Source organism: Mycobacterium bourgelatii (assembly GCF_010723575.1).
In the GTDB taxonomy this organism is placed as follows: Bacteria; Actinomycetota; Actinomycetes; order Mycobacteriales; family Mycobacteriaceae; genus Mycobacterium; species Mycobacterium bourgelatii.
The window spans coordinates 4,395,025-4,418,937 of sequence record NZ_BLKZ01000001.1 but is presented as its reverse complement, the minus strand read 5'-3'; the positions used below and the strand labels follow the sequence as shown (position 1 = coordinate 4,418,937).

Here is a 23,913-nt window from a genome sequence, read left to right as displayed (position 1 = left end):
AACAACCTGTCAGGTCACGACAACTAGACCCCGGCGTCGAACCGTCGCGCTCGTAGCGACCGCTTGACGGCGGCCTGGCCCTCCAGCACCAGTCGGCGCAGCGCCGGCGGCACCTCGGACTCCGGCGCGCTCAGGAACTTGTCCGCGGCGGCGACGCCCTCGTCGCTGATGTCCCAGTGCGGGTAGAGGCCGATCACCACCGACTGCGCGACCTCGCTGGATCGCCGCGCCCACACACCCGGTATCGCCTCGAAGTAGCGCGCGGCGAACGGCTTGAGCAGTTCCCCTTGCCCAGGTGCGCCAATGCCCGCGATGATCGCCCGGCTCGTGGCGTTGGCCAGGGTGTCGTCCTCGACCACCTTGGTGAATGCCTCTTCCTTGACCTGTAGTTGCGGGCGCGCCGCGGCTGCCTGGGCGCCGTGCCGCCTGCCTGCAGCGGTCGGGTCGCGTTGCACTTCGGCGTCGATGGTCGGCGTGTCCGGCCCGTCTGCATCGATGGCCCCCGCGGTGGCCAGCGCGATCACGATGCGCCAGCGCAGGTCGGTGTCGACATCCAGGCCGGCCAGGCCTTGCTCGGCTGGGCTTCCGTCCAGCAGGCCCTGCAGCACCTCCACGTGCCGCGGTGACAACACCGACGTGCACAGCGCGTTGACAAAGGCGAGTTGGTGATCCGAACCGGGTTCGGCGTCGCGGGCCAACTCGAGCAGCCGGTCGGCCAGTTGCGGCCAGCCGTGCTCACGGGCCCAGCCGGGCTCGGCGTAGGAACCCACGGCCGTCTGCGCCTGCAGCAACAGCCGCTGTAACACCGTGACCTCGGTTTCGGCATGCACCCCGCCCAACACCAACGCCACGAATTCGCGGGCGCGCAACTCCGCCTCCCGCGTCATCTCCCAGGCCGCCGACCACACCAACGAGCGGGGCAGCGGTTCGGCAATGTCGGCGATGCGCTCGAGTGCCGTCTGCAGCGACTCCGGGTCCAACCGCAGCGCGCAATAGGTCAGGTCGTCGTCATTGATCAGCACCAGCTTGCCGCGCGAAACCCCAACCAGCGCAGGGACATCCGTCGACGGACCATCGATGTCGATCTCCTCGCGATGGACCCGCACCAACTTTCCGGACCCGCCGGAATCCTCGTCGTCGTAGATCCCGATGGCCAGTCGGTGCACACGCGTCTCACCCGCGCCGGGCGCCGCGCCGCTCTGCGTCACCGCGAACCGGGTGAACTTTCCGTCGGCGTCGACGTCGAAATCGGCCCGCAGCGTGTTCAGGCCCGTGGTCCGCAACCACTGCTTTCCCCAGTCGGACAGGTCGCGCCCCGACGACTTCTCCAACGCGGTGACAAGGTCGCTGAAGGTGGCGTTGCCGAAGGCGTGCGTCTTGAAGTAGTCGCGCAGGCCGGCCAGGAACTGCTCCAGGCCGACGTAGGCGACCAGCTGCTTGAGCACGGAAGCGCCCTTGGCATAGGTGATCCCGTCGAAGTTCACCTCGACCGCATGCAGGTCCGGGATGTCCGCGGCGATCGGGTGCGTGGACGGCAACTGGTCCTGCCGGTACGCCCACGATTTCTCGACGGTCGCGAAAGTGGTCCAGGCCTCGGTGTATTCGGTGGCCTCGGCCTGGCACAACACCGAGGCGAAGGTGGCGAAGGACTCGTTGAGCCACAGGTCGTCCCACCACGTCATGGTCACCAGGTCGCCGAACCACATGTGGGCCATCTCGTGCAGCACGGTCTCGGCGCGTCGTTCGTAGGAGGCCCGAGTGACCTTGCTGCGGAAGACATAGTCCTCGAGGAACGTCACCGCGCCGGCGTTTTCCATTGCGCCGGCGTTGAATTCGGGCACGAACAGCTGGTCGTACTTGCCGAATGCGTAGGGCATGCCGAAGTTGTTGTGGTAGAAGGCAAATCCCTGTTTGGTCTCGGTGAACAGCCGCTCGGCGTCCATGTAGTCGGCCAGCGAGGCGCGGCAATAGATGCCCAACGGGATGTCGCCGTGCTCGTCGCTGTAGGTGTCGGTCCAGCGGGCGTACGGCCCGGCGATCAGCGCCACCAGATAGGTGCTCATCCGCGGCGTGGTGGCGAAGACGTGGACGCCGTCGGTGACGCTCACGGTGGCGCCGTTGGAGACCACCTGCCAATGCTCGGGCGCTTTCACCCGCACGTCAAAGGTCGCCTTGAGGTCGGGTTGGTCGAAGCAGGCGAACATGCGCTTGGCGTCGGCGGTTTCGAACTGCGAGTACAGGTAGGTCTCGCCGTCGACGGGATCGACAAAGCGGTGCAAGCCCTCGCCGGTGTTGGAGTAGCGGCAGTCCGCATCGACGACGACGGTGTTGCGCTTGTCCAGGCCACGCAGCGGGATCCCGGTCGATTCGTCGTAGTCGGAGACGTCGAGTTCCTTGCCGTTGAGGGTGGCGCTGTGGATCTTGTCGGCGGCGATGTCGAGGACGGTGTCGGAGCCGGCGAGCGCATCGAACACCACCGTCGTGGTGGACCGGAAGGTGCGTTCGCCGGGCGCGCCGTTGCCGTCGGTCAGATCGAGATCGATTTGATAGCTGTCGACGGTAACCAGCGAGGCGCGTTCGACAGCCTGGTCGCGGGTGAGATTTGGAAGTGCCACGCGTCCAACTTACGTGGCTGTGCCGACGGGGTGGGAACAAGGAGCGCGACCAGTACGGTTGTGCTCAATGGCTAATCGACCGCCAGGAGAGGACCCATAAATGCCCGAGAAGTCTGAAGCCGGTTTCTGGTTCGACCCGTTGTGTCCGTGGTGCTGGATCACCTCACGCTGGATTCTCGAGGTGGAAAAGGTCCGCGACATCGAGGTCAGTTGGCACGTCATGAGCCTGGCGGTACTGAACGAGAACCGGGAAGACCTACCCGAGCAATATCGCGAAAACATGAAGAGGGCGTGGGGGCCGGTGCGGGTGGCTATCGCCGCCGAGCAGGCTCACGGCTCCAAGGTGCTCGAACCGCTGTACACCGCGATGGGCACCCGAATTCACAATGAGGGCAACAAGGACCTCGACGAGGTGATCAAGCTGGCGCTGGCCGACGCGGGTCTGCCCGCCGAACTGGCCGAGGCCGCAACGAGCACCGACTACGACGAGGCCCTGCGCAAGAGCCACCACGAAGGCATGGACGCCGTCGGGCCCGACGTCGGCACCCCGACCATCCACGTCAACGGCGTTGCGTTCTTCGGCCCGGTGCTGTCCAAGATCCCGCGCGGCGAAGAGGCCGGAAAGCTCTGGGACGCGTCGGTGACCTTCGCGTCGTACCCGCACTTCTTCGAGCTGAAGCGGACCCGCACCGAGGCGCCCACGTTCGACTGAACGGTCGGGCGCGGTTGGCGCTGCGCCCAGTGCACTCGGCGAGACGGCCGCGGAGGCCACGCTCGGCGAGACGGCTGGACTGCGTCGTGCAGAATGTCCGGCATGCGCGTCTACCTGGGTGCTGACCACGCCGGATATGAGCTCAAGCAGCAGATCATCGAGCATCTGAAGCAAAACGGCCACGAACCGATCGACTGCGGCGCGTACACCTACGACGCCGAAGACGACTACCCGGCGTTCTGCATCGAGGCGGCGGCGCGCACGGTGGCCGATCCGGGCAGCCTCGGCATCGTGCTGGGCGGCTCGGGCAACGGCGAACAGATCGCTGCCAACAAGGTGCCCGGAGCCCGCTGCGCGCTGGCATGGAGTGTGGAGACCGCGTCGCTGGCGCGTCAGCACAACAACGCTCAGCTGATCGGGATCGGCGGCCGCATGCACACGGTGCCCGAGGCCCTCGCGATCGTCGACGCGTTCCTGACCACCCCGTGGTCGGAAGCCGAACGCCACCAACGTCGCATCGACATCCTCGCCGAGTACGAACGCACCCACGAAGCGCCGCCAGTGCCCGGCGCTTCGAAGTAGGAGACGTCTAGACGTGCCCGAAGGGCACACACTGCACCGACTGGCCCGGCTGCATCAGCGCCGCTTCGCCCGTGCGCCCGTTGCCGTGTCCAGCCCGCAGGGCAGGTTCGCCGACGCGGCCGCGGTGGTCAACGGCCGGGTGCTACGGCGCACCAGCGTCTGGGGCAAGCACCTGTTTCACCACTACGCGGGCGGACCGGTGGTGCACGTGCATCTCGGGCTCTACGGCGCCTTCACCGAATGGGAGCTGACCCCCGGCGAACCACTGCCGGAGCCGGTGGGCCAGGTGCGGATGCGCATGGTCGGCGCCGAATACGGCACCGACCTCCGCGGCCCGACGGTGTGCGAGCTGATCGACGAGGGGCAGGTGGCCGACGTGCTGGCCCGGCTCGGGCCCGACCCGTTGCGCAGCGACGCCGACCCGTCCTGGGCTTGGACCCGAATTGCCAAGTCCCGCCGGCCCATTGGCGCGCTGCTGATGGACCAGACGGTGATGGCCGGGGTGGGCAACGTGTACCGCAGCGAATTGCTCTACCGGCACAACATCGATCCCTACCGGCCGGGTCTGAAGATCAGCGAGGCGGAGTTCGACGAGGCGTGGACCGACCTGGTCGCATTGATGAAAGTCGGTTTGCGTCGCGGCAAGATCTTCGTCGTCCGACCCGAACACGACCACGGTCCGCCGTCCTACGCGCCGGGGCGGCCCCGCACGTACGTGTACCGCCGCGCCGGCGAGCCGTGTCGGGTGTGCGGAGAAACGATCCACACCGCCGTGCTGGAGGGCCGCAACGTCTTCTGGTGCCCGGTCTGTCAAACCTGATCAGCCGGAAGCTGCTGGCACCACCAAGACGTCAGGATTCGGGTAACACTCCGAGAGCCCGGTAGACCTCGTTGCTGAGGGCGACGCTGCGCGGGTCCGCGTTGGCCTTGCTCGCGTCGAATCGGTTCATCACGTACCCGTAGCCGATTCGGTGTTCCAGGTCGACGAAGCCGAAAGAACCGCCCAGGCCGCCGTGGCCGAAGATCCGCCGATTCGGCCCGTTGATCCCGCGCTGGTTGAGCATGTAGCCCAGGCCCCACCCGTGATCGGCGACTCGGGGTCCGAGCACCAAGTCGGTTTCGAAGCCGCCCTGGCTCACGCGAACCAGGTCCATGTGCTCGCGGCTGAGCAGCCTCTCCTGGGCCAGCGCGTTGTAGAACGTCGCCAATCCCAGCGCAGACACCTGGCCGTTGGTGCCGGGGAACTCGAGCTCGCGCCACAACTCCAAGTCGTGCGAGCCGAGCTCGTCGTCAGGGGCGAAACCCATCGCGATGGACAGGCCCGCCTTGGGGTGTTCGTCCAGGCTGGTCGGATAGCCGGGCGCATGGACATCGGCCAGCAGGTCTCGGGCATGCGGCTTGTTCACCCGCTCCGCGCAACGCTGTTGCTCCTGCCGGGACAGGCCGATGTGCACGTCGGCACCCAGCGGTTCGGCAATCTCGGTGCGCAGATACTGGCCCACCGTGCGCCCGGTGATCCGACGGAACACCTCGCCGAGAATGAACCCGAACGTCGTCATGTGGTAGCCCTGCGCCGTGCCCGGCTCCCACCACGGCTCGGCCATGGCCAGCTGCTCGCAGACGAAGTCCCAGTCCGCCACTTCGTCCCAGTGCAACCGCTTGTTCGGGCCGATGACACCGGAACGGTGACTGAGCACCATCGCGATCGTGATGGCTTCCTTGCCCGCCTGGCCGAATTCGGGCCAGTAGCGAGCCACCGGCGCCTGCAGGTCCAGCTCGCCGCGGTCGGCCAGTTGGTGGACACAGGTGGACGTCAGCCCCTTGGTGCCCGACAGCACGGTGGTGAGGGTGTCTTGTTGCCAGGGCCGCGTTCCGGCACCGTCGGCCGAGCCGCCCCACAGGTTGACGACGAGTTCGTCGTCGACGTACACCGCGACCGCGGCACCGACCTCGTTCAGCAGCGCAAAGTTGCGCTCGAACGCATCACGGACCTTGATGAACTCCGGCGCGCACGAGCCCTGAACCTCAGGATGGCTAAGGTCGCTCATGGGGTCGCTCATGGCGCCTTTCTGTGTACCAATAATCGGTGCCTAAGCACCACCTGGAGCGGGCGACGGGAATCGAACCCGCGTCGCTAGTTTGGAAGACTAGGGCTCTACCATTGAGCTACGCCCGCGTGTTTAAGTCGAGCCAGACGATACGTGGTGGCGGAGATCAAATCTAATCGACGCGGTTGTGTGACCGCGTCGTGAGGTCTGTGAGGGTCGTGAGGTCTGAGGGAGATCTCCGTGAGGGCGGTGCGGACTTAGCGCGGCTGGGCCGTAGGATCGCGTGGTCAGCGCCGGGGTGTAGCGCAGCTTGGTAGCGCATCCGCTTTGGGAGCGGAAGGCCGCAGGTTCAAATCCTGTCACCCCGACCAGCAGGAATCGGCCGGAACTAATTACAAGGAGCACACCCGTGAAGAGCACCGTCGAGCAGTTGAGCCCCACCCGGGTTCGCATCAATGTGGAGGTGCCTTTCGCCGAGCTGGAACCAGACTTCCAGCGGGCCTACAAGGAGCTGGCGAAGCAGGTGCGACTGCCTGGCTTCCGGCCAGGAAAGGCGCCGATCAAATTGCTGGAGGCGCGGTTCGGTCGTGAGCAGATGCTGGACCAGATCGTCAACGACGCGGTGCCCAGCCGGTACGGCCAGGCCCTGGCCGAGTCGTCGATCCAGCCACTCGGTCGCCCGGAGATCGAGGTGACCAAGAAGGAATACGGCAAGGACATCGCGTTCACCGCCGAGGTCGACATTCGCCCGAAGATCACCCTTCCGGACCTGAGCACGCTGAAGGTCACCGTGGATCCGGTCGAGGTCACCGACGAGGACGTCGACGCCGAACTGGAGGCACTGCGCGTTCGTTTCGGCACGCTGACTCCGGTGGAACGGCCGGTGCAAGACGGTGACCTGATCACCATTGACCTGTCCGCCACCGTCGACGGCGAGGACGTGCCGAACGCGGCCGCCGAGGGGCTCTCCCACGAGGTCGGATCCGGCCGACTGATCGCCGGTCTGGACGACGCGGTCACCGGGCTGTCGATCGACGAGTCGCGGGTATTCACCGCCACGTTGGCCGCCGGCGACTTCGCCGGCCGGGACGCGGACGTCACGGTCACCGTCCGGACCATCAAGGAGCGCGAGCTGCCTGAGCCCGACGACGAGTTCGCTCAGCTGGCCAGTGAGTTCGACACCATCGACGAGCTGAAGGCCGACCTGCGCGAAAAGGTGCTGCAGGCCAAGCGCGCGCGTCAGGTGGAGGAGATTCGCAACGCCACCCTGGAAGCACTGCTCGAGCAGGTCGATGTTCCGCTGCCGGAGTCGTACGTCCAGGCGCAGTACGACGGCGTGCTGCACAGCGCGCTGAGCGGCCTCGAACACGACGAGGCCAAGTTCAACGAACTGCTCGCCGAGCAGGGTTCGTCGCGGGAGAAGTTCGACGCCGAGGCCCGCAGCGCCTCGGAGAAGGACGTCAAGCGCCAGCTGTTGCTGGACGCGCTCGCCGACGACTTGAAGGTTCAGGTCAGCCAGGACGACCTGACGCAGCGCTTGCTGACGACGTCGCAGCAGTACGGCATCGAGCCGCAGCAGCTGTTCTCGTACTTGCAGGAGAACAACCAGCTGCCCTCGATGTTCGCCGATGTGCGGCGCGAGCTGGCCGTCAAGGCCGTCGCCGCGGCGGCGACCGTCACCGACACCGAGGGCAACCAGATCGACGCCACCGAGTTCTTCGGGACGCCGCCCGGGAACGACGTGACAGATCTGCTGGGCGCCGACTCGGACGCGGACGACGACGACGATGATGACGTTGACGACGTCGGTGACGTTGACGACGTTGACGAAGCCGACGACGACGACGAAGACGAAGCCGACGACGACGAAGACGACGACTCCAAAGACACAGCCAAAGACGCTGACTGACCCGCGCGATTTGACGCTGTGAGCGAACGCGGCCATTTCATGGGCCGCGTGACCGTCCAACAGCGCGCGCGGTTGGTTAGGGTCGGTGCAACAGGCAACACGAGAAAGCAGGTAACCCAGTCGTGACTCACATGCGTTCGAACTCGTTGGGTCTCAACCTCACGGACTCCGTCTATGAGCGCTTGCTGTCCGAGCGCATCATCTTCCTGGGTTCGGAGGTGAACGACGAAGTAGCCAACCGGTTGTGCGCGCAGATTCTGCTGCTGGCGGCAGAGGATGCGGACAAGGACATCTCGCTGTACATCAACTCGCCCGGCGGCTCGATCAGCGCCGGCATGGCGATCTACGACACCATGGTGCTCGCGCCGTGCGACGTCGCCACCTACGCGATGGGCATGGCCGCCTCGATGGGCGAGTTCCTGTTGGCGGCGGGCACCAAGGGCAAGCGGTTCGCGCTGCCGCACGCCCGGATCCTGATGCACCAGCCGCTGGGTGGCGTGACCGGTAGCGCCGCGGACATCGCCATCCAGGCCGAGCAGTTCGCCGTCATCAAGAAAGAGATGTTCCGGCTCAACGCCGAGTTCACCGGCCAGCCGATCGAGCGCATCGAGGCCGACTCGGACCGCGACCGCTGGTTCACCGCACAGGAAGCCTTGGAGTACGGCTTCGTCGACCACATCATCACCCGTGCCGCCCACATCAGCAGCAATGGAGAAGCCCAGTGAACCCTCAGGACCCCAGGATCCAGCCTCAGGCGCGCTACATCCTTCCGTCGTTCATCGAGCACTCCAGCTTCGGCGTCAAGGAGTCCAACCCGTACAACAAGCTGTTCGAGGAGCGGATCATCTTCCTCGGCGTCCAGGTTGACGACGCGTCGGCCAACGACATCATGGCGCAGCTGTTGGTGCTCGAGTCGCTGGATCCCGACCGCGACATCACCATGTACATCAACTCGCCGGGTGGTGGCTTCACCTCGCTGATGGCCATCTACGACACCATGCAGTACGTGCGCGCCGACATTCAGACGGTGTGCCTGGGCCAGGCGGCGTCGGCCGCCGCGGTGCTGCTGGCCGCCGGTACCCCTGGTAAGCGGATGGCGCTGCCCAACGCCCGCGTGTTGATCCACCAGCCGTCGCTGTCCGGCGTGATTCAGGGCCAGTTCTCCGACCTGGAGATCCAGGCCGCCGAGATCGAGCGGATGCGCACGCTGATGGAAACGACGCTGGCCCGCCACACCGGAAAGGACGCCGCGGTGATTCGCAAGGACACCGACCGCGACAAGATCCTGACCGCTGAGGACGCCAAGGACTACGGCATCATCGACACCGTCCTCGAGTACCGGAAGCTGTCCGCGCAGAAGGCCTAAGAACGCCTCGCCGAACGTGACACGGCGGCGATGTCGTCGGGCCGGACCCGGCAGCACCCGCCGATGATGCGCGCACCCGCCGCCGCCCACTGCGCGGCGAGTTCGGTGGAGTACGTGCGGGGGCCGTCCCAGTTGCGGCCGTTCCATAGTTCGCCGCTGTTCGGATAGACGATCACCGGCTTGCCGGTCGATGACGCCAGCTCGATGGCCGGCAGCACGTCGGCAGGAGCGCAGCAGTTGACGCCGACCGCGACGATCTCGGGCACTCCGGCGGCCACCGCGAACGCGTCGGCAACCGACTGCCCCGCGCGCGTGCGCGTCCCGTCGATCGTGTAGCTCAACCAGGCCGGCACGCCGAGTTGCCTCACCAGGTCGACGAGCGCTTCGGCCTCGTCGGCGTCCGGGATGGTCTCCAAAGCCAACACGTCCGCACCGGCGCCGGCCAGCACCTCCAGCCGTGGCCGGTGCCAGCGCCGTAACGCATCGACGCTCAGCCCGTAGCGGCCGCGGTATTCGGATCCGTCCGCCAGCGCCGCACCGTACGGCCCGATCGACGCCGCCACCCACCGGCCGGCTGGGGCTTCTTCGTTGGCTTGGTTGGCTGCGTTGGCTTCGTCTCGGGCCGCCACCGCGAGTTCGACGCTGCGCCGCAACAGACGGGCCACGTCATCACGATCGAGTCCGCGCGACGCGAAGCCGTCGAATGATGCCTGGTAGCTGGCGGTCGTGGCGATCTGCGCGCAAGCGCGAAAGAACGCGGCGTGCACCGCCCTGATTTCTTGCGGAGCGTCCAGCAACAACCGCGCGGACCACAGCGGGTCGGACAGGTCATGGCCGCGTGCCTCGAGTTCGGTCGCGAGGCCGCCGTCGCTGGTCAGCACCGATCCGACGGCTAATTCCACGGCGCTACTCTAAAGCTGGCTGTAGGGTGGTCGGCTAGGGACTTGGCCCGCACGGCAAGCCCGCTAGCTTCGGGGGCGTAACGACCGCGACACGCCAGAGACACGGAAAGCGCGTCTCGTCGAGTAGTGAACGTCAACGAGCTATATGTTCATTCAGACGAAGAGGCTTTGAATATCACTGACGCTATTCGGTGCTAACGGTCGCGTACGGCCAATGCAAACGGGTAGCGTCGGGGATTACACGCGGCATACCAGTACGAACGGCGAACAGGAAGTAGGGCCTGAGGCATCATGGCGCGCATTGGAGACGGCGGTGACCTGCTGAAGTGCTCGTTCTGCGGGAAGAGCCAAAAACAGGTCAAGAAGCTGATCGCAGGTCCCGGTGTGTACATCTGCGATGAGTGCATAGACCTGTGCAACGAAATCATCGAAGAGGAACTCGCCGACGCCGACGACGTGAAACTCGACGAGCTGCCCAAGCCCGCCGAGATTCGCGAATTCCTTGAGGGCTACGTGATCGGACAGGACACCGCCAAGCGGACACTGGCGGTCGCCGTCTACAACCACTACAAGCGGATCCAGGCCGGCGAGAAGGGCCGCGACTCCCGCCACGAGCCGGTCGAGCTGACCAAGTCCAACATCTTGATGCTGGGCCCCACGGGCTGTGGCAAGACCTACCTCGCGCAGACGCTCGCCAAGATGCTCAACGTCCCGTTCGCCATCGCCGACGCCACCGCGTTGACCGAGGCCGGATACGTCGGCGAAGACGTCGAGAACATTCTGCTCAAGCTCATCCAGGCCGCCGACTACGACGTGAAGCGCGCCGAGACCGGCATCATCTACATCGACGAGGTCGACAAGATCGCCCGTAAGAGCGAGAACCCGTCGATCACTCGCGACGTCTCCGGCGAGGGTGTCCAGCAGGCCCTGCTGAAGATCCTCGAAGGTACTCAGGCGTCGGTTCCCCCGCAGGGTGGTCGCAAGCACCCGCACCAGGAATTCATCCAGATCGACACGACCAACGTGCTCTTCATCGTTGCGGGCGCCTTCGCCGGGCTGGAGAAGATCATTTACGAGCGGGTCGGCAAGCGGGGCCTGGGCTTCGGCGCCGAGGTGCGGTCGAAGGCCGAGATCGACACCACCGACCACTTCGCCGACGTCATGCCCGAAGACCTGATCAAGTTCGGCTTGATCCCTGAGTTCATCGGCCGCCTCCCGGTCGTGGCCTCGGTGACGAACCTGGACAAGGAATCGCTGGTCAAGATCCTGTCCGAGCCCAAGAACGCTTTGGTGAAGCAGTACGTGCGGCTCTTCGAAATGGACAACGTCGAGCTGGAGTTCACCGACGACGCGCTGGAAGCGATCGCCGACCAAGCGATCCACCGCGGCACCGGAGCCCGCGGTCTGCGCGCGATCATGGAAGAAGTCCTGCTGCCGGTCATGTACGACATCCCGAGTCGCGACGACGTCGCCAAGGTGGTCGTCACCAAGGAGACCGTCCAGGACAACGTGCTGCCGACGATTGTGCCGCGTAAGCCCTCCCGCGCGGAGCGCCGCGACAAAACGGCCTAGAGCCGTCTAGACCCGAGCCGTTCCCATCCGGCCGCCGAGGGCGTTTCGCGGCCAGAACTAGAACGTGTTCTAGTTCGATTGGTCGGGCCCGGTTGAGAGCGGACTAACCCTCACGCGCGGAAGTGACCAAAACCACAGTTTGGTCTGCAAATAACCACTCGCACGCGTTTGACGTCGACTTTTAGTGTCCGCGCGGGCTTGTTGACGCGGCCGGTCGGTGCAAGCCGTTCCTTAAAGTAATGCCATAATTGATACCACTGGTGACAGAAATGGTGAGTACGAAGGTTAGCCACCCCGAACGCGCGTAACCTAAGGCTGCGACGGTGTGCCTATCCGGAAACTGATGGAAGGCGAAGACGTGGAGTCGAACGGCAACGGGGCCGGGCGAGAGTCTCAAGCGGAGTCTACAAACGGTATTTCCCGCGCTCGTGTGCCCCGGCAGCGCCTGGAAAACGTCGTCATCCGATTCGCCGGAGACTCCGGCGACGGCATGCAGCTGACAGGCGACCGGTTCACGTCGGAAGCTGCCCTGTTCGGCAACGACCTCGCGACCCAGCCGAACTATCCCGCCGAGATTCGGGCCCCAGCAGGGACCTTGCCCGGAGTTTCGTCCTTCCAGATTCAAATCGCGGACTACGACATCCTGACCGCGGGTGACCGGCCGGACGTGTTGGTCGCGATGAACCCCGCGGCGCTCAAGGCCAATATCGGCGACCTGCCGCGCGGCGGCATGGTGATCGCCAATGCCGACGAGTTCACCAAACGCAATCTCACCAAAGTCGGCTACGTGACCAATCCGTTGGAGACCGACGAACTCGAGGAGTACGTCGTCCACTCGGTCGCCATGACGTCCCTGACGTTGGGGGCGGTCGAGTCGATCGGCGCGTCCAAGAAGGACGGCCAGCGGGCCAAGAACATGTTCGCGCTGGGTTTGCTCTCGTGGATGTACGGGCGCCCGATCGAGGCGAGCGAGAAGTTCATCAGGGAGAAGTTCGCGCGCAAGCCAGATGTCGCTGAGGCCAATGTGCTTGCGCTCAAGGCGGGCTGGAACTACGGCGAGACCACCGAGGCGTTCGGTACCACCTACGAAGTCTCGCGGGCGAAGTTGCCGAGCGGCGAGTACCGGCAGATATCGGGCAACACCGCGCTGGCCTACGGCATCGTCGCGGCCGGGCAGCTCGCCAACCTGCCGGTCGTGCTGGGCAGCTACCCGATCACCCCGGCGTCGGACATCCTGCACGAGCTGTCGAAACACAAGAACTTCAACGTCACCACCTTCCAGGCCGAAGACGAAATCGGCGGCATCTGCGCGGCGATCGGCGCCTCCTACGGCGGCGCCTTGGGCGTGACCAGCACCTCCGGCCCCGGCATCTCGCTGAAGTCCGAAGCGATGGGGCTCGCCGTGATGACCGAGCTGCCACTGATCGTCATCGACGTCCAGCGCGGCGGGCCCTCCACCGGGCTGCCCACCAAGACCGAGCAGGCCGACCTGCTGCAGGCCTTGTACGGGCGAAACGGAGAGTCACCGGTCGCCGTGCTGGCGCCGCGGTCGCCGTCTGACTGCTTCAACATCGCCATCGAGGCGGTGCGCATTGCGGTCGGCTATCACACCCCGGTGATCGTGCTGTCCGACGGCGCCATCGCGAACGGCTCGGAGCCCTGGCGGATCCCGGACGTCACCGCTTTGGAGCCCATCCAGCACACCTTCGCCAAGCCGGACGAGCCGTTCCAGCCCTACAACCGCGACCCGGAAACCCTGGCCCGCCAGTTCGCCATTCCGGGCACGCCGGGCCTGGAACACCGGATCGGCGGACTCGAGGCTGCCAACGGCTCGGGTGCGATCTCGTACGAGCCGGTCAACCACGACCTCATGGTGCGGATTCGCCAAGCCAAGATCGACGGCATCACCGTGCCGGATGTCGAAGTCGACGACCCGACCGGAGACGCCGAACTGCTGCTCATCGGCTGGGGGAGCTCCTACGGTCCGATCGGTGAGGCATGCCGGCGGGCCCGCCAGAAGGGCATCAAGGTCGCGCACGCTCACCTGCGGCACCTGAGCCCCTTCCCGAAGAACCTGGGCAACGTGCTGCGGCGCTACCCGCAGGTGGTGTGCCCGGAGATGAACCTGGGTCAACTGGCGTTGCTGCTGCGGGGCAGATACCTGGTTGATGTGCAGTCGGTCACCAAGGTCCAGGGGCTGTCGTTCCTGGCCGACGAGATCGGTCGCGTCATCCGGGCCGCGCTGGGCGGGACGCTGGCCGAGATCGAGCAGGACAGGACGCTGGTCGCCAAACTTGGAGCGGCCACGGTTGGGGCAGGAGCTCACGAATGACGTGCTGCGCGAGGACCATGCAGAGCGTAGCGATGAGGAGGAGTCGCGCACATGACTAACGCGACGACGATGCAGAGCGCAGCGATGAGGAGGAGTCGCGCACATGACTAACGCGACCAGCGAACTGGTTGGGGCCGACCTCGGACTCACGCCGAGGTTGACCAAAAACGATGGGGTCCCGGCCCTTTCCCCTGAAGATCCGCCCCAGAAGGGCAAGGACTTCACCAGCGACCAGGAGGTGCGTTGGTGCCCGGGCTGCGGTGACTACGTCATCCTCAACACAATCCGCAACTTCCTGCCCGAACTCGGGTTGCGCCGCGAGAACATCGTGTTCATCAGCGGCATCGGCTGCTCCAGCCGGTTCCCGTACTACTTGGAGACCTACGGTTTTCACTCCATTCACGGTCGCGCTCCCGCGATCGCGACCGGTCTGGCCCTAGCCCGCGAGGACCTTTCGGTATGGGTCGTCACCGGTGACGGCGACGCGTTGTCCATCGGTGGCAATCACCTGATCCACGCCCTGCGGCGCAACGTGAACATCACCATCCTGTTGTTCAACAACAGGATCTACGGGCTGACCAAAGGGCAGTACTCGCCCACGTCGGAGGTCGGCAAGATCACCAAGTCCACGCCGATGGGCTCGCTGGACCACCCCTTCAATCCCGTGTCGCTGGCGTTGGGCGCCGAGGCGACGTTCGTCGGCCGCGCGTTGGACTCGGACCGGGCCGGACTGTCCGAGGTGTTGCGCGGCGCCGCGCAACACCGCGGCGCCGCCCTGGTCGAGATCATGCAGGACTGCCCGATCTTCAATGACGGGTCGTTCGATGCGCTGCGCAAAGAGGGCGCCGAAGAGCGGGTCATCAAGGTGAACCACGGCCAACCGATCGTGTTCGGCGCCAACGGTGAGTATTGCGTGGTGAAGTCGGGCTTCGGCCTGGACATCGCCAAGACGGCCGACGTGGCCGCCGAGGAAATCGTGGTTCACGACGCGCATGCCGACGAGTCGGCGTACGCCTTTGCGCTCTCGCGGCTTTCGGACCAGAACCTCGACCACATGGTGATGGGCATCTTCCGCGACGTCAGTCGGCCAACCTACGACGACGCCGCTCGAGCCCAGATCCAGGCCGCGCAGAAAGCGAAACCGTTCGACACCGCCGCGCTGCAATCACTGCTGCGTGGACGCGACACTTGGACCGTTGACTGAGATGACCGAAACCGCAACCGACTCAGTGTCTTTGGCCGGGGTCGTCCTGGCAGGAGGCGAATCGCGGCGGATGGGCCGCGACAAAGCGACCCTGCGGCACCCCGACGGCAACACCACGCTCGTCGAGCACGTGGTCAGCGTGCTCGCGGAACGCTGCAAGCACGTCTTCGTCATGGCCGCCCCAGGCCAACCGTTGCCCGCGTTGCAGGTTCCCATCGTTCGCGACGAGGTGCGCGGTTTGGGGCCGCTGCCGGCGACCGGGCGGGGATTGCGCGCGGCGGCCGAAGCCGGTGCCCGGTACGCATTCGTCTGTGCGGTCGACATGCCTTATCTCACAGGCGAATTGATCGACGAGCTGGTTCGCCTGGCGGTTGCGACCAACGCCGAAGTGGTGCTGCCCTGGGACGGGCGTACACACTATCTGGCCGGGGTCTATCGGACCGATCTGGCCGAGCGGGTGGAAAAGCTGGTAGCCGCCGGGGCGCGCAGGATGAGCGCGCTGATCGACGCGTCGGACGCGCAGCAGATCGTGGTGTCGGATTCCCGGCCGCTGACCAATGTGAATTCCGAGGCGGACCTGCGCGCCGTGGTGCCCGTCGGACGCTAGCGCGTAGCGCGCGAGTGTCCTTTTGCGGGACGCGTCGGTGGTGTATGCGTCGGGTTTTCCGCTCGGCATTTGGTGTCGCGCATTTTGCGGACAACAAAGTTAAAATTTGTGAACGCAATGCTTCGCGCGTGGAAATTCCGGACCCGTTGGCGTTTATGGGGGATGGTCCCATCGGAATCGCCGGCCCCGTATTTATGACTTTGGCCACATCGAGACCGCGTATCGAACCAGTCATTTGCCGCGTGATCCTGGCGGAAATCGGGTGGGCCAGTTCACAATTAGGACGTGATTCGGATCACGTTTATGATGCCTCAACCTGAACTTGACACCCTGTATTAAAGCGCCAATGACCTGGTTTGATACGCATTGATCGCGTCGTGATTGTCTCGTAATAGGTCTGCGCCGTGTCGTGTCTCGGGATGACGAATCCAAATCGTTATCGTAGGTTCCTGGTAGCCCAAAAAGGGCCACAGTGATAAACGAATAAGTGAATCCACGGACCCGCGTGTGAGCGGAGTCGGGATGGCCTGATGTTCGACGGTGGCCTCTCGACGGGCGCTGGCTGAAAGTCGCGCCGGGCTAGTTACGCCCTCCGCTGTCGTGTTGAAACCTGACGACACGTCCCAAGCAATTCCAATGCAGTACCTCCGACCCGCTATTGCGGGCTGGTCTTGGCGCGCGCGCACCGCGAAAGGAACAAATTTTGAAGGACGTCCGCAAGACGCTCATCGTGGCCGCGATCACGGGGTCGCTCATGACTGTGCCCTCTGGTATCGCGAACGCAGACCCGGCCGACCCCAACGCGGGTCCTGGCTCCGACACGGTGGGCTTCGACCCGAACGTGCAAGCTCCGGACGCGCCTCCCGCGCCGGACGCACCCGCTCCGGACGCGCCTCCCGCTCCGGAATTCGTGGGTTTTGACCCGAACGTGCCTCCGCCCGCGCCCGATGCAGTGGACCCGGCTCCCGAACCGGTCGAGTTTGACCCCAACCAGGGGCCCGCTCCGGACGCGCCGCCTCCGGCGCCCAAGGTCTACAGCGTGAACTGGGACGCGATTGCTCAGTGCGAATCGGGCGGCAACTGGGGGATCAACACCGGTAACGGTTACTACGGCGGCCTACAGTTCACCCCTGGCACCTGGCGCGCCAACGGTGGCTCGGGATCCGCGCACACCGCTAGCCGTGAGGAGCAGATCCGGGTTGCCGAGAACGTTCTGCACTCGCAGGGCATCGGTGCCTGGCCGGTCTGCGGCCGGCGTGGCTAGGACGCCCATCTAACGGCGTATCGAACGAAAAGTGCCGGACCTTCGGGTCCGGCACTTTTTGTTGTACGCCCAGCATGGGCATTCGCTAGGAGGTGTGAGTCCTCTGGAGGAGAAGGTGGTTTAACTCCGAGTCGATGGCAACTGCGTCACCGTGAGGTGGGGTGGGAAGGAAGCCGGAGACGAAGCCCTGCACCGAGGGACACGAACCGTATAGAAGGCATGCCGGTTGGGGTGAGCCAGCAACAGATGGTGAAGCCCGTTCCACCGAAGCGGCCGGTGTGTAAATGCGGCGGCGGCAGGGTGAAAGTGGATGTTCTTATCTGGGGAGATCTGTCCTGGTGCGTCGGTGCTGTGCGCCGGAGCGGCGTCGTTCGTGAGGGCGGCGCTGACGGGGCAGAAGTCAGCAGAGGCCGTAGTACCGGCGGGAATCAGATGTGCCGGGAAGGGCTGAACGTTGGGAATTGATGTTTCGAAGTGGTGCTTCTCGTGGATGTCGCGGTGATCGCAGCCAACCCACCGGCGGTGGGGCAGATGATGTGGAGGGACTGGTGAATCCGGAAGTGCCCTTGTCTGTGCGTAGCGGTGTCTCGGCGGGTGCTGCCGAGGGTGTCAGGGGTGGCCAGGATTTGTGGGAGCAGGTGTTCGCGCCCGCGAATCTGGCTGTCGCGTTGGGACGTGTCGAACGCAATCGCGGTGCGGCCGGTGTCGATGGTGTCAGCGCGCAGGAGTTGCGTAACTGGTGCCGGGACAACTGGGCCGGAGTGCGGGAGGCGTTGGATGCGGGCACGTACCGTCCGATGCCGGTGCGTCAGGTGATGATTCCCAAACCTGATGGCGGGCAACGGAAGTTGGGGGTGCCGACGGTGCTGGATCGGTTGATCCAGCAGGCGATCGCGCAAGTGCTGACCCCGGTCTTTGATCCGGGGTTTGTGCCGGTCTCGTATGGGTTCCGGCCGGGCAAAAGCGCCCACGACGCTGTGAAGGTCGCCAGGTTGGTGATCGAGCAGGGGTATCGGTGGGTGGTCGAGGTGGACCTGGATGCGTTCTTCGATCGGGTCAACCACGACGTGCTGATGGCCCGGGTTGCGCGGAAAGTGAACGACAAACGGCTGCTGAAGCTGATCCGCCGCTATTTGGAGGCGGGGATCATGGCCGATGGGGTGCGGCAGGCGGTGAGCCAGGGGACCCCACAGGGGTCGCCGTTATCGCCGCTGTTGTCGAACATCATGCTCGACGATTTCGATCAGGAGTTCTGGGCGCGTGGGCACCGGTTTGTCCGCTACGCCGACGATATCCGGGTCTTTGTGAAATCGAAGCGGGCGGCCGAGCGGGTGCTCGAACAGGGCACTCGGCTGCTGGAGCAGCGGTTGAAGTTGAGGGTGAACCAGGCCAAGTCCTCGATCGCCCCGGCGACGACAGCTGTGTTGCTGGGGTTCGGGTTCTTCTTCACTACCTCCGGGGTCAAGATCCGGGTCGCGCCCAAGGCGTGGCAGCGGGCAAAGCCCGCATCCGGTCGTTGACGTCGCGGCGGTGGAGTGTGGCCATGGAGTACCGCATCATGCGGCTGAACCAATACGTCCGGGGCTGGATGGGGTACTTCCGCCTAGCGGACACACCCCGCAAGTTCCGGGATCTGGATGAGTGGTTCCGCCGTCGACTGCGCCAAATCCGCTGGAAGGAATGGAAACGCGTCCGCACCAAGGTCGCGAACCTGCGTGCACTCGGGATCCGGGCCGACCTGGCCTGGCAATGGGGCATGAGCAGCCGCGGCTACTGGCGAATCGCGGGCTCGCCCGTCCTGACGCGGGCACTGCCCAACCGATACTGGGACCGGCAGGGCCTCATCACGTTTCACCACGCCTGGGCCAGATTCCACACGACCTAGCGAACCGCCGGATGCGAGGCCCGCACGTCCGGTGGTGTGAGAGGGGGCCGGTCAACCCGGCCCCCTACTCGATGTACGCCCAGCATGGGCATTCGCTAGGAGGTGTGAGTCCTCTGGAGGAGAAGGTGGTTTAACTCCGAGTCGATGGCAACTGCGTCACCGTGAGGTGGGGTGGGAAGGAAGCCGGAGACGAAGCCCTGCACCGAGGGACACGAACCGTATAGAAGGCATGCCGGTTGGGGTGAGCCAGCAACAGATGGTGAAGCCCGTTCCACCGAAGCGGCCGGTGTGTAAATGCGGCGGCGGCAGGGTGAAAGTGGATGTTCTTATCTGGGGAGATCTGTCCTGGTGCGTCGGTGCTGTGCGCCGGAGCGGCGTCGTTCGTGAGGGCGGCGCTGACGGGGCAGAAGTCAGCAGAGGCCGTAGTACCGGCGGGAATCAGATGTGCCGGGAAGGGCTGAACGTTGGGAATTGATGTTTCGAAGTGGTGCTTCTCGTGGATGTCGCGGTGATCGCAGCCAACCCACCGGCGGTGGGGCAGATGATGTGGAGGGACTGGTGAATCCGGAAGTGCCCTTGTCTGTGCGTAGCGGTGTCTCGGCGGGTGCTGCCGCGGGTGTCAGGGGGTGGCCAGGATTTGTGGGGGCAGGTGTTCGCGCCCGCGAATCTGGCTGTCGCGTTGGGACGTGTCGAACGCAATCGCGGTGCGGCCGGTGTCGATGGTGTCAGCGCGCAGGAGTTGCGTAACTGGTGCCGGGACAACTGGGCCGGAGTGCGGGAGGCGTTGGATGCGGGCACGTACCGTCCGATGCCGGTGCGTCAGGTGATGATTCCCAAACCTGATGGCGGGCAACGGAAGTTGGGGGGGTGCCGACGGTGCTGGATCGGTTGATCCAGCAGGCGATCGCGCAAGTGCTGACCCCGGTCTTTGATCCGGGGTTTGTGCCGGTCTCGTATGGGTTCCGGCCGGGCAAAAGCGCCCACGACGCTGTGAAGGTCGCCAGGTTGGTGATCGAGCAGGGGTATCGGTGGGTGGTCGAGGTGGACCTGGATGCGTTCTTCGATCGGGTCAACCACGACGTGCTGATGGCCCGGGTTGCGCGGAAAGTGAACGACAAACGGCTGCTGAAGCTGATCCGCCGCTATTTGGAGGCGGGGATCATGGCCGATGGGGTGCGGCAGGCGGTGAGCCAGGGGACCCCACAGGGGGTCGCCGTTATCGCCGCTGTTGTCGAACATCATGCTCGACGATTTCGATCAGGAGTTCTGGGCGCGTGGGCACCGGTTTGTCCGCTACGCCGACGATATCCGGGTCTTTGTGAAATCGAAGCGGGCGGCCGAGCGGGTGCTCGAACAGGGCACTCGGCTGCTGGAGCAGCGGTTGAAGTTGAGGGTGAACCAGGCCAAGTCCTCGATCGCCCCGGCGACGACAGCTGTGTTGCTGGGGTTCGGGTTCTTCTTCACTACCTCCGGGGTCAAGATCCGGGTCGCGCCCAAGGCGTGGCAGCGGGCCAAAGCCCGCATCCGGTCGTTGACGTCGCGGCGGTGGAGTGTGGCCATGGAGTACCGCATCATGCGGCTGAACCAATACGTCCGGGGCTGGATGGGGTACTTCCGCCTAGCGGACACACCCGCAAGTTCCGGGATCTGGATGAGTGGTTCCGCCGTCGACTGCGCCAAATCCGCTGGAAGGAATGGAAACGCGTCCGCACCAAGGTCGCGAACCTGCGTGCACTCGGGATCCGGGCCGACCTGGCCTGGCAATGGGGCATGAGCAGCCGCGGCTACTGGCGAATCGCGGGCTCGCCCGTCCTGACGCGGGCACTGCCCAACCGATACTGGGACCGGCAGGGCCTCATCACGTTTCACCACGCCTGGGCCAGATTCCACACGACCTAGCGAACCGCCGGATGCGAGGCCCGCACGTCCGGTGGTGTGAGAGGGGGCCGGTCAACCCGGCCCCCTACTCGATTGCCCTGGCCGCCCATCAACGGCCGAAACAGAACATGGTCGGCGAGTCCACCCCCGCCGCGCACCCCTTTCTAATTAAGGTTAGGGTAACCAAAGTTAGGTTAGCCAAACAGAAGGGAGTCGGGGGGCTGTAGCGGCCTCCCAAACGGGCCATGACGCGTAAAAGTTCAGTGGTGGGCATCGTTGGCGCTGCTCACGGTGGGCGGGATCTCCCGCGATGATCAGCCCGGTGTGGATGGCGGAACCTCCGGAGGTGCACTCAGCCCTGTTGAACAGTGGGCCGGGACCGGGGTCGCTGTTGGCCGCTGCGGCGCAATGGGCCGCACTGAGCGACGATTACTCCGCGACGGCTGCCGAGTTGTCCGGGCTGCTGAACGAGGTGCTGGGCGGGACGTGGGAGGGGCCCAGCGTGGCGCAATACGCGGCGGCGCACACCCCGTTCCTGGCCTGGCTGACCGAGGCGAGCGGTCGAAGCGCCGAGGCTGCCACGCAACACGAGACGGCGGCCGCCGCTTACTCGGCGGCGCTGGCCGCCATGCCGACGCCCGCGGTACTGGCGGCCAACCGTGCCCTGCTCGGCACGCTGGTCGCGACCAACTTCTTCGGCATCAACACGATCCCGATCGCCGTCACCGAGGCTGACTACGCCCGGATGTGGGTTCAGGCCGCCACGGTCATGGGTGTCTATCAGACGGTGTCCACCGCCGCGCTGTCCGCTGTACAGCCGGTACGTCCGGCGCCGGAGATCGCCCAGCCCAGCCCCGCGGCGGCGGCCAAACCCAGGCCTAACACCATCACCGTCTTGGGTGTGTCGTTCTACGATCCCATCGCCGACTTGTTCGCCGGATCGGAGCACTTCAGCAGCATGTGGGCGGCGCTCAAGGGGCTGCTGCTCAACCCGGCCGGCACCGTGGTGCAGCTGCTCACCGATTTCGCCACCAGCCCCGCCACCGCGGCGGTCACCTGGATGCCGCTTTTCTATGTGTTCGCCTACGCGTTCACCTTCGCGGTGATGGGGACGCCCATGTACGCCGCGGTGATGGCTCCCCAGGGGGCGATCCCGCTGGTGCTGTCTCTCGCTTTGTGCGCGATGCCCGTGGCTCCCGCCGAGTTGGTCGCCGAGGTGCCCGCCCTTCCCGCCGAGCAGCAGGTCGTGACGGCGGCGAGTATCGCGCCCTCGTTGACGACGGCGGGTGGCGCCCTGGCGACACCCGCACCGACGCCGCAGGCACCAGCGACGACGTCCACTATCGCCTCCACTCCTGCCGCGGGCGCACCGGGATTCGCCTACCTGGTGGCTGGACCCGACCTCGGGCCGGGCCCGGTGCTCGGCCCCCAGCTACGCGACAAGGCAACGGCCGGCGCAGCGGCGGCGGACATCTCGACACCGGCGGCGGCCGCCGCCAGCGGCAAGTCCAAAGTCCGTCGGCGTCGCCGCGACGGTCTGCAGGAACGCGGCCATCGCGATGAGTACATGACGCTCGATGACACACCCGACGTGCCGCCGGAAGAGCTCGTGGACGTCATCGCATCGACCGCGGGCGCTGGACCGCTTGGATTCACCGGCACCGCAACGAAATCCGAGGTGAGTGGTGCTATCGGTGTGACCACGCTGGCGGGCGACATCTTCGGTAACGGGCTCAGCGTTCCCATGACCCCGGCTACCTGGGGCCCGGATTTCGACGAGCGCACCACTGGTGACGTGGGCCGACGGTGAGCGCCGTTGTTGCGCAACACATACTGATGCGAGCAGGCGGGGCCCGATTAGCCGGGCAGTGCGAACGCCGACCGTCCCGCCACCGACGTCAGATGCCGAAGGAACGCATACTCGGGCACCAGCGCCGTCGCGCGCGTGGCGATCGCGCTGAGGAAGTCCGGCCGCAGGTTGACCACCCGCCCGATCATTGCCGACTCCCGAACCAGTGCCGCGATCCGGGGCCGGCGGAAGGTGACAAACCGGGCGAAAGCCGTTGGCAGGTCAGCAGACTCAGCGACGAAGGCGCCCAAAATCGCGGCGTCTTCGATGCCTTGGCATCCGCCCTGGCCCAAATGTGGGCGCATCGGATGGGCCGCGTCGCCGACCAGGAGTACGGGTCCGCTCGCCCACACACGGGCGGGTTTGCGGTCGTAGAGGTCGTTGCGTAGCACCGCGTCGGGCGGGGTTGCTGCCAGCAGCTCCGGAATCGGCTCGGGCCATCCGCCCAACCTGGCCTGCAAACATGTCAATTCGCCGTCGGTTGCCGTCTGGCCTTGCGGAGCGCGTTGGGTGGTGAACCAGTATGTCCGGCCGGAACCCATTGGCACGTGCCCGGTTTCGGCGCCAGGCCCCAGCGTCTCGCCGGAAAGTTCGGGATCCATTTCGCATTCGGCGATCCCGCGCCATGCGGTGTAACCGGCGTATCGGTGCGGCAATGGCCCGTTCAGCTGGCGGGCCACCATTGAACCCGTCCCGTCGGCGCCGATCACCGCATCCACAGCGCGGATGGTGCCGTCCGACAACGTGATCCGCACGCCGTTCCCCTGGGCCAGCACCTGCTCGGCAGCAAGTCCGTATTCGATCGAGCCGCTGCGCACCGCGCCGGTGAGGATGTCGCGCAGCGCCGACCGCTGGATCACCACCAGTGGCTCGCCCAGTGCGGTGATTACCGCCGACGCGGTTGGGCGGCGCAACCAGGACCCGTCCCGCCAGCGCAGCGCACCCGCGGCGATCCGGCCTCCGGCCGCGCGCACCGCGTCGCCCACGCCCAGGGTGTCCAGTGCCGCCAACGCGTTCGGCCAGATGCTGATAGCGGCACCCGTCGAGGTATCGGTGCGCTCCTCGATGACGCGGACGTCGTAACCCCGCTGCTGCAACGCCGCGGCGCTGGCCAGGCCGGCGATACCCGCACCGATGACGGCGATTCGTTGCGCCATACGCGGTAACCTAGCGCTGCGTCGACGCGGC

20 protein-coding genes, 2 tRNA genes and 1 pseudogene are annotated in these 23,913 nt (G+C 65.6%); 18 read left to right on the top strand and 5 right to left on the bottom strand.

The window, feature by feature from the left end:
• Positions 1-23: 23 nt before the first annotated feature.
• Positions 24-2,615, bottom strand: a complete 2,592-nt coding sequence (pepN, locus tag G6N68_RS18945) for an aminopeptidase N (RefSeq protein WP_163715504.1) — start codon at positions 2,613-2,615, stop codon at positions 24-26.
• A 100-nt stretch (positions 2,616-2,715) separates the two neighbouring features.
• On the opposite strand from pepN, the gene G6N68_RS18940 reads away from it, so the two are divergent.
• From G6N68_RS18940 to G6N68_RS18930, 3 genes are all read left to right on the top strand, one after another.
• Complete coding sequence (locus G6N68_RS18940; protein WP_163715501.1) at positions 2,716-3,327, top strand: Rv2466c family mycothiol-dependent reductase; 612 nt, start codon at positions 2,716-2,718, stop codon at positions 3,325-3,327.
• A 102-nt stretch (positions 3,328-3,429) separates the two neighbouring features.
• Complete coding sequence (locus tag G6N68_RS18935; protein ID WP_205351387.1) at positions 3,430-3,909, top strand: ribose-5-phosphate isomerase; 480 nt, start codon at positions 3,430-3,432, stop codon at positions 3,907-3,909.
• Between the two features lie 13 nt (positions 3,910-3,922).
• Complete coding sequence (locus tag G6N68_RS18930; RefSeq protein ID WP_163715494.1) at positions 3,923-4,729, top strand: Fpg/Nei family DNA glycosylase; 807 nt, start codon at positions 3,923-3,925, stop codon at positions 4,727-4,729.
• A gap of 31 nt (positions 4,730-4,760) precedes the next feature.
• Here the strand turns inward: G6N68_RS18930 and G6N68_RS18925 are convergent, their stop codons facing one another.
• Both G6N68_RS18925 and G6N68_RS18920 read right to left on the bottom strand, forming a co-directional pair.
• Positions 4,761-5,957: a serine hydrolase domain-containing protein gene (locus G6N68_RS18925; protein WP_163715491.1), complete on the bottom strand. Its 1,197-nt coding sequence runs from the start codon at positions 5,955-5,957 to the stop codon at positions 4,761-4,763.
• Positions 5,958-6,011: 54 nt separating this feature from the next.
• Positions 6,012-6,085, bottom strand: a tRNA-Gly gene (locus tag G6N68_RS18920).
• Positions 6,086-6,251: 166 nt separating this feature from the next.
• Between G6N68_RS18920 and G6N68_RS18915 the strand changes: the two genes are divergently transcribed.
• The 4 genes from G6N68_RS18915 to clpP2 all read left to right on the top strand — a co-directional run bounded on the left by G6N68_RS18915 (position 6,252) and on the right by clpP2 (position 9,232).
• A tRNA-Pro gene (locus G6N68_RS18915) sits at positions 6,252-6,328 on the top strand.
• A gap of 38 nt (positions 6,329-6,366) precedes the next feature.
• Positions 6,367-7,866 (top strand): trigger factor, encoded by a 1,500-nt coding sequence (gene tig / locus G6N68_RS18910; protein ID WP_163715488.1) that lies wholly within the window; start codon positions 6,367-6,369, stop codon positions 7,864-7,866.
• 131 nt (positions 7,867-7,997) lie between these two features.
• Positions 7,998-8,591 carry an ATP-dependent CLP protease proteolytic subunit ClpP1 gene (gene clpP1 / locus G6N68_RS18905; protein WP_069417371.1) on the top strand — a complete coding sequence of 198 codons (594 nt, stop codon included), beginning with the start codon at positions 7,998-8,000 and terminating at the stop codon, positions 8,589-8,591.
• A complete protein-coding gene (gene clpP2 / locus G6N68_RS18900; RefSeq protein ID WP_163715485.1) occupies positions 8,588-9,232 on the top strand; it encodes an ATP-dependent CLP protease proteolytic subunit ClpP2 in 645 nt (214 codons plus the stop codon). The genes clpP1 and clpP2 overlap by 4 nt, the downstream gene beginning before the upstream one ends.
• Here clpP2 and mmuM read toward each other — a convergent pair.
• Positions 9,229-10,134 carry a homocysteine S-methyltransferase gene (gene mmuM / locus G6N68_RS18895; protein WP_163715483.1) on the bottom strand — a complete coding sequence of 302 codons (906 nt, stop codon included), beginning with the start codon at positions 10,132-10,134 and terminating at the stop codon, positions 9,229-9,231. The two genes, clpP2 and mmuM, sit on opposite strands and share 4 nt — an antisense overlap.
• Positions 10,135-10,425: 291 nt before the next feature.
• Between mmuM and clpX the strand changes: the two genes are divergently transcribed.
• The 11 genes and pseudogenes from clpX (at position 10,426) to G6N68_RS18855 (ending at position 22,686) form a co-directional block, all read left to right on the top strand.
• The gene (gene clpX, locus G6N68_RS18890) at positions 10,426-11,706 is read left to right on the top strand and encodes an ATP-dependent Clp protease ATP-binding subunit ClpX (RefSeq protein ID WP_069417374.1); all 1,281 of its coding nucleotides are present in this window, start codon (positions 10,426-10,428) and stop codon (positions 11,704-11,706) included.
• Between the two features lie 358 nt (positions 11,707-12,064).
• Positions 12,065-14,038, top strand: coding sequence for a 2-oxoacid:acceptor oxidoreductase subunit alpha (locus tag G6N68_RS18885; protein WP_371871707.1), 1,974 nt, complete (start codon positions 12,065-12,067; stop codon positions 14,036-14,038).
• Between the two features lie 103 nt (positions 14,039-14,141).
• The gene (locus tag G6N68_RS18880) at positions 14,142-15,242 is read left to right on the top strand and encodes a 2-oxoacid:ferredoxin oxidoreductase subunit beta (protein WP_163715477.1); all 1,101 of its coding nucleotides are present in this window, start codon (positions 14,142-14,144) and stop codon (positions 15,240-15,242) included.
• A gap of 1 nt (position 15,243) precedes the next feature.
• Positions 15,244-15,849 carry a molybdenum cofactor guanylyltransferase gene (gene mobA / locus G6N68_RS18875; RefSeq protein WP_163715474.1) on the top strand — a complete coding sequence of 202 codons (606 nt, stop codon included), beginning with the start codon at positions 15,244-15,246 and terminating at the stop codon, positions 15,847-15,849.
• A 703-nt stretch (positions 15,850-16,552) separates the two neighbouring features.
• Positions 16,553-17,113 (top strand): transglycosylase family protein, encoded by a 561-nt coding sequence (locus tag G6N68_RS18870; RefSeq protein ID WP_163715472.1) that lies wholly within the window; start codon positions 16,553-16,555, stop codon positions 17,111-17,113.
• A 548-nt stretch (positions 17,114-17,661) separates the two neighbouring features.
• A complete protein-coding gene (gene ltrA / locus G6N68_RS18865) occupies positions 17,662-18,633 on the top strand; it encodes a group II intron reverse transcriptase/maturase (protein ID WP_205351386.1) in 972 nt (323 codons plus the stop codon).
• A 23-nt stretch (positions 18,634-18,656) separates the two neighbouring features.
• Positions 18,657-18,998 carry a group II intron maturase-specific domain-containing protein gene (locus G6N68_RS30225; RefSeq protein ID WP_240355533.1) on the top strand — a complete coding sequence of 114 codons (342 nt, stop codon included), beginning with the start codon at positions 18,657-18,659 and terminating at the stop codon, positions 18,996-18,998.
• Between the two features lie 592 nt (positions 18,999-19,590).
• Complete coding sequence (locus tag G6N68_RS30220; RefSeq protein ID WP_205351384.1) at positions 19,591-19,890, top strand: reverse transcriptase family protein; 300 nt, start codon at positions 19,591-19,593, stop codon at positions 19,888-19,890.
• Positions 19,866-20,153, top strand: a pseudogene (locus G6N68_RS32160) (reverse transcriptase domain-containing protein); the annotation flags it as partial. The gene G6N68_RS30220 and the pseudogene G6N68_RS32160, both read left to right, overlap by 25 nt.
• A gap of 85 nt (positions 20,154-20,238) precedes the next feature.
• The gene (locus tag G6N68_RS30210) at positions 20,239-20,772 is read left to right on the top strand and encodes a group II intron maturase-specific domain-containing protein (protein ID WP_205351383.1); all 534 of its coding nucleotides are present in this window, start codon (positions 20,239-20,241) and stop codon (positions 20,770-20,772) included.
• Positions 20,773-21,186: 414 nt separating this feature from the next.
• Entirely contained in the window at positions 21,187-22,686 is a 1,500-nt protein-coding gene (locus tag G6N68_RS18855) for a PPE family protein (RefSeq protein ID WP_443093981.1), read from the top strand.
• Positions 22,687-22,733: 47 nt separating this feature from the next.
• Here G6N68_RS18855 and G6N68_RS18850 read toward each other — a convergent pair whose 3' ends face one another.
• Entirely contained in the window at positions 22,734-23,882 is a 1,149-nt protein-coding gene (locus G6N68_RS18850; protein ID WP_163715466.1) for an FAD-dependent oxidoreductase, read from the bottom strand.
• Between the last annotated feature and the right edge of the window lie 31 nt (positions 23,883-23,913).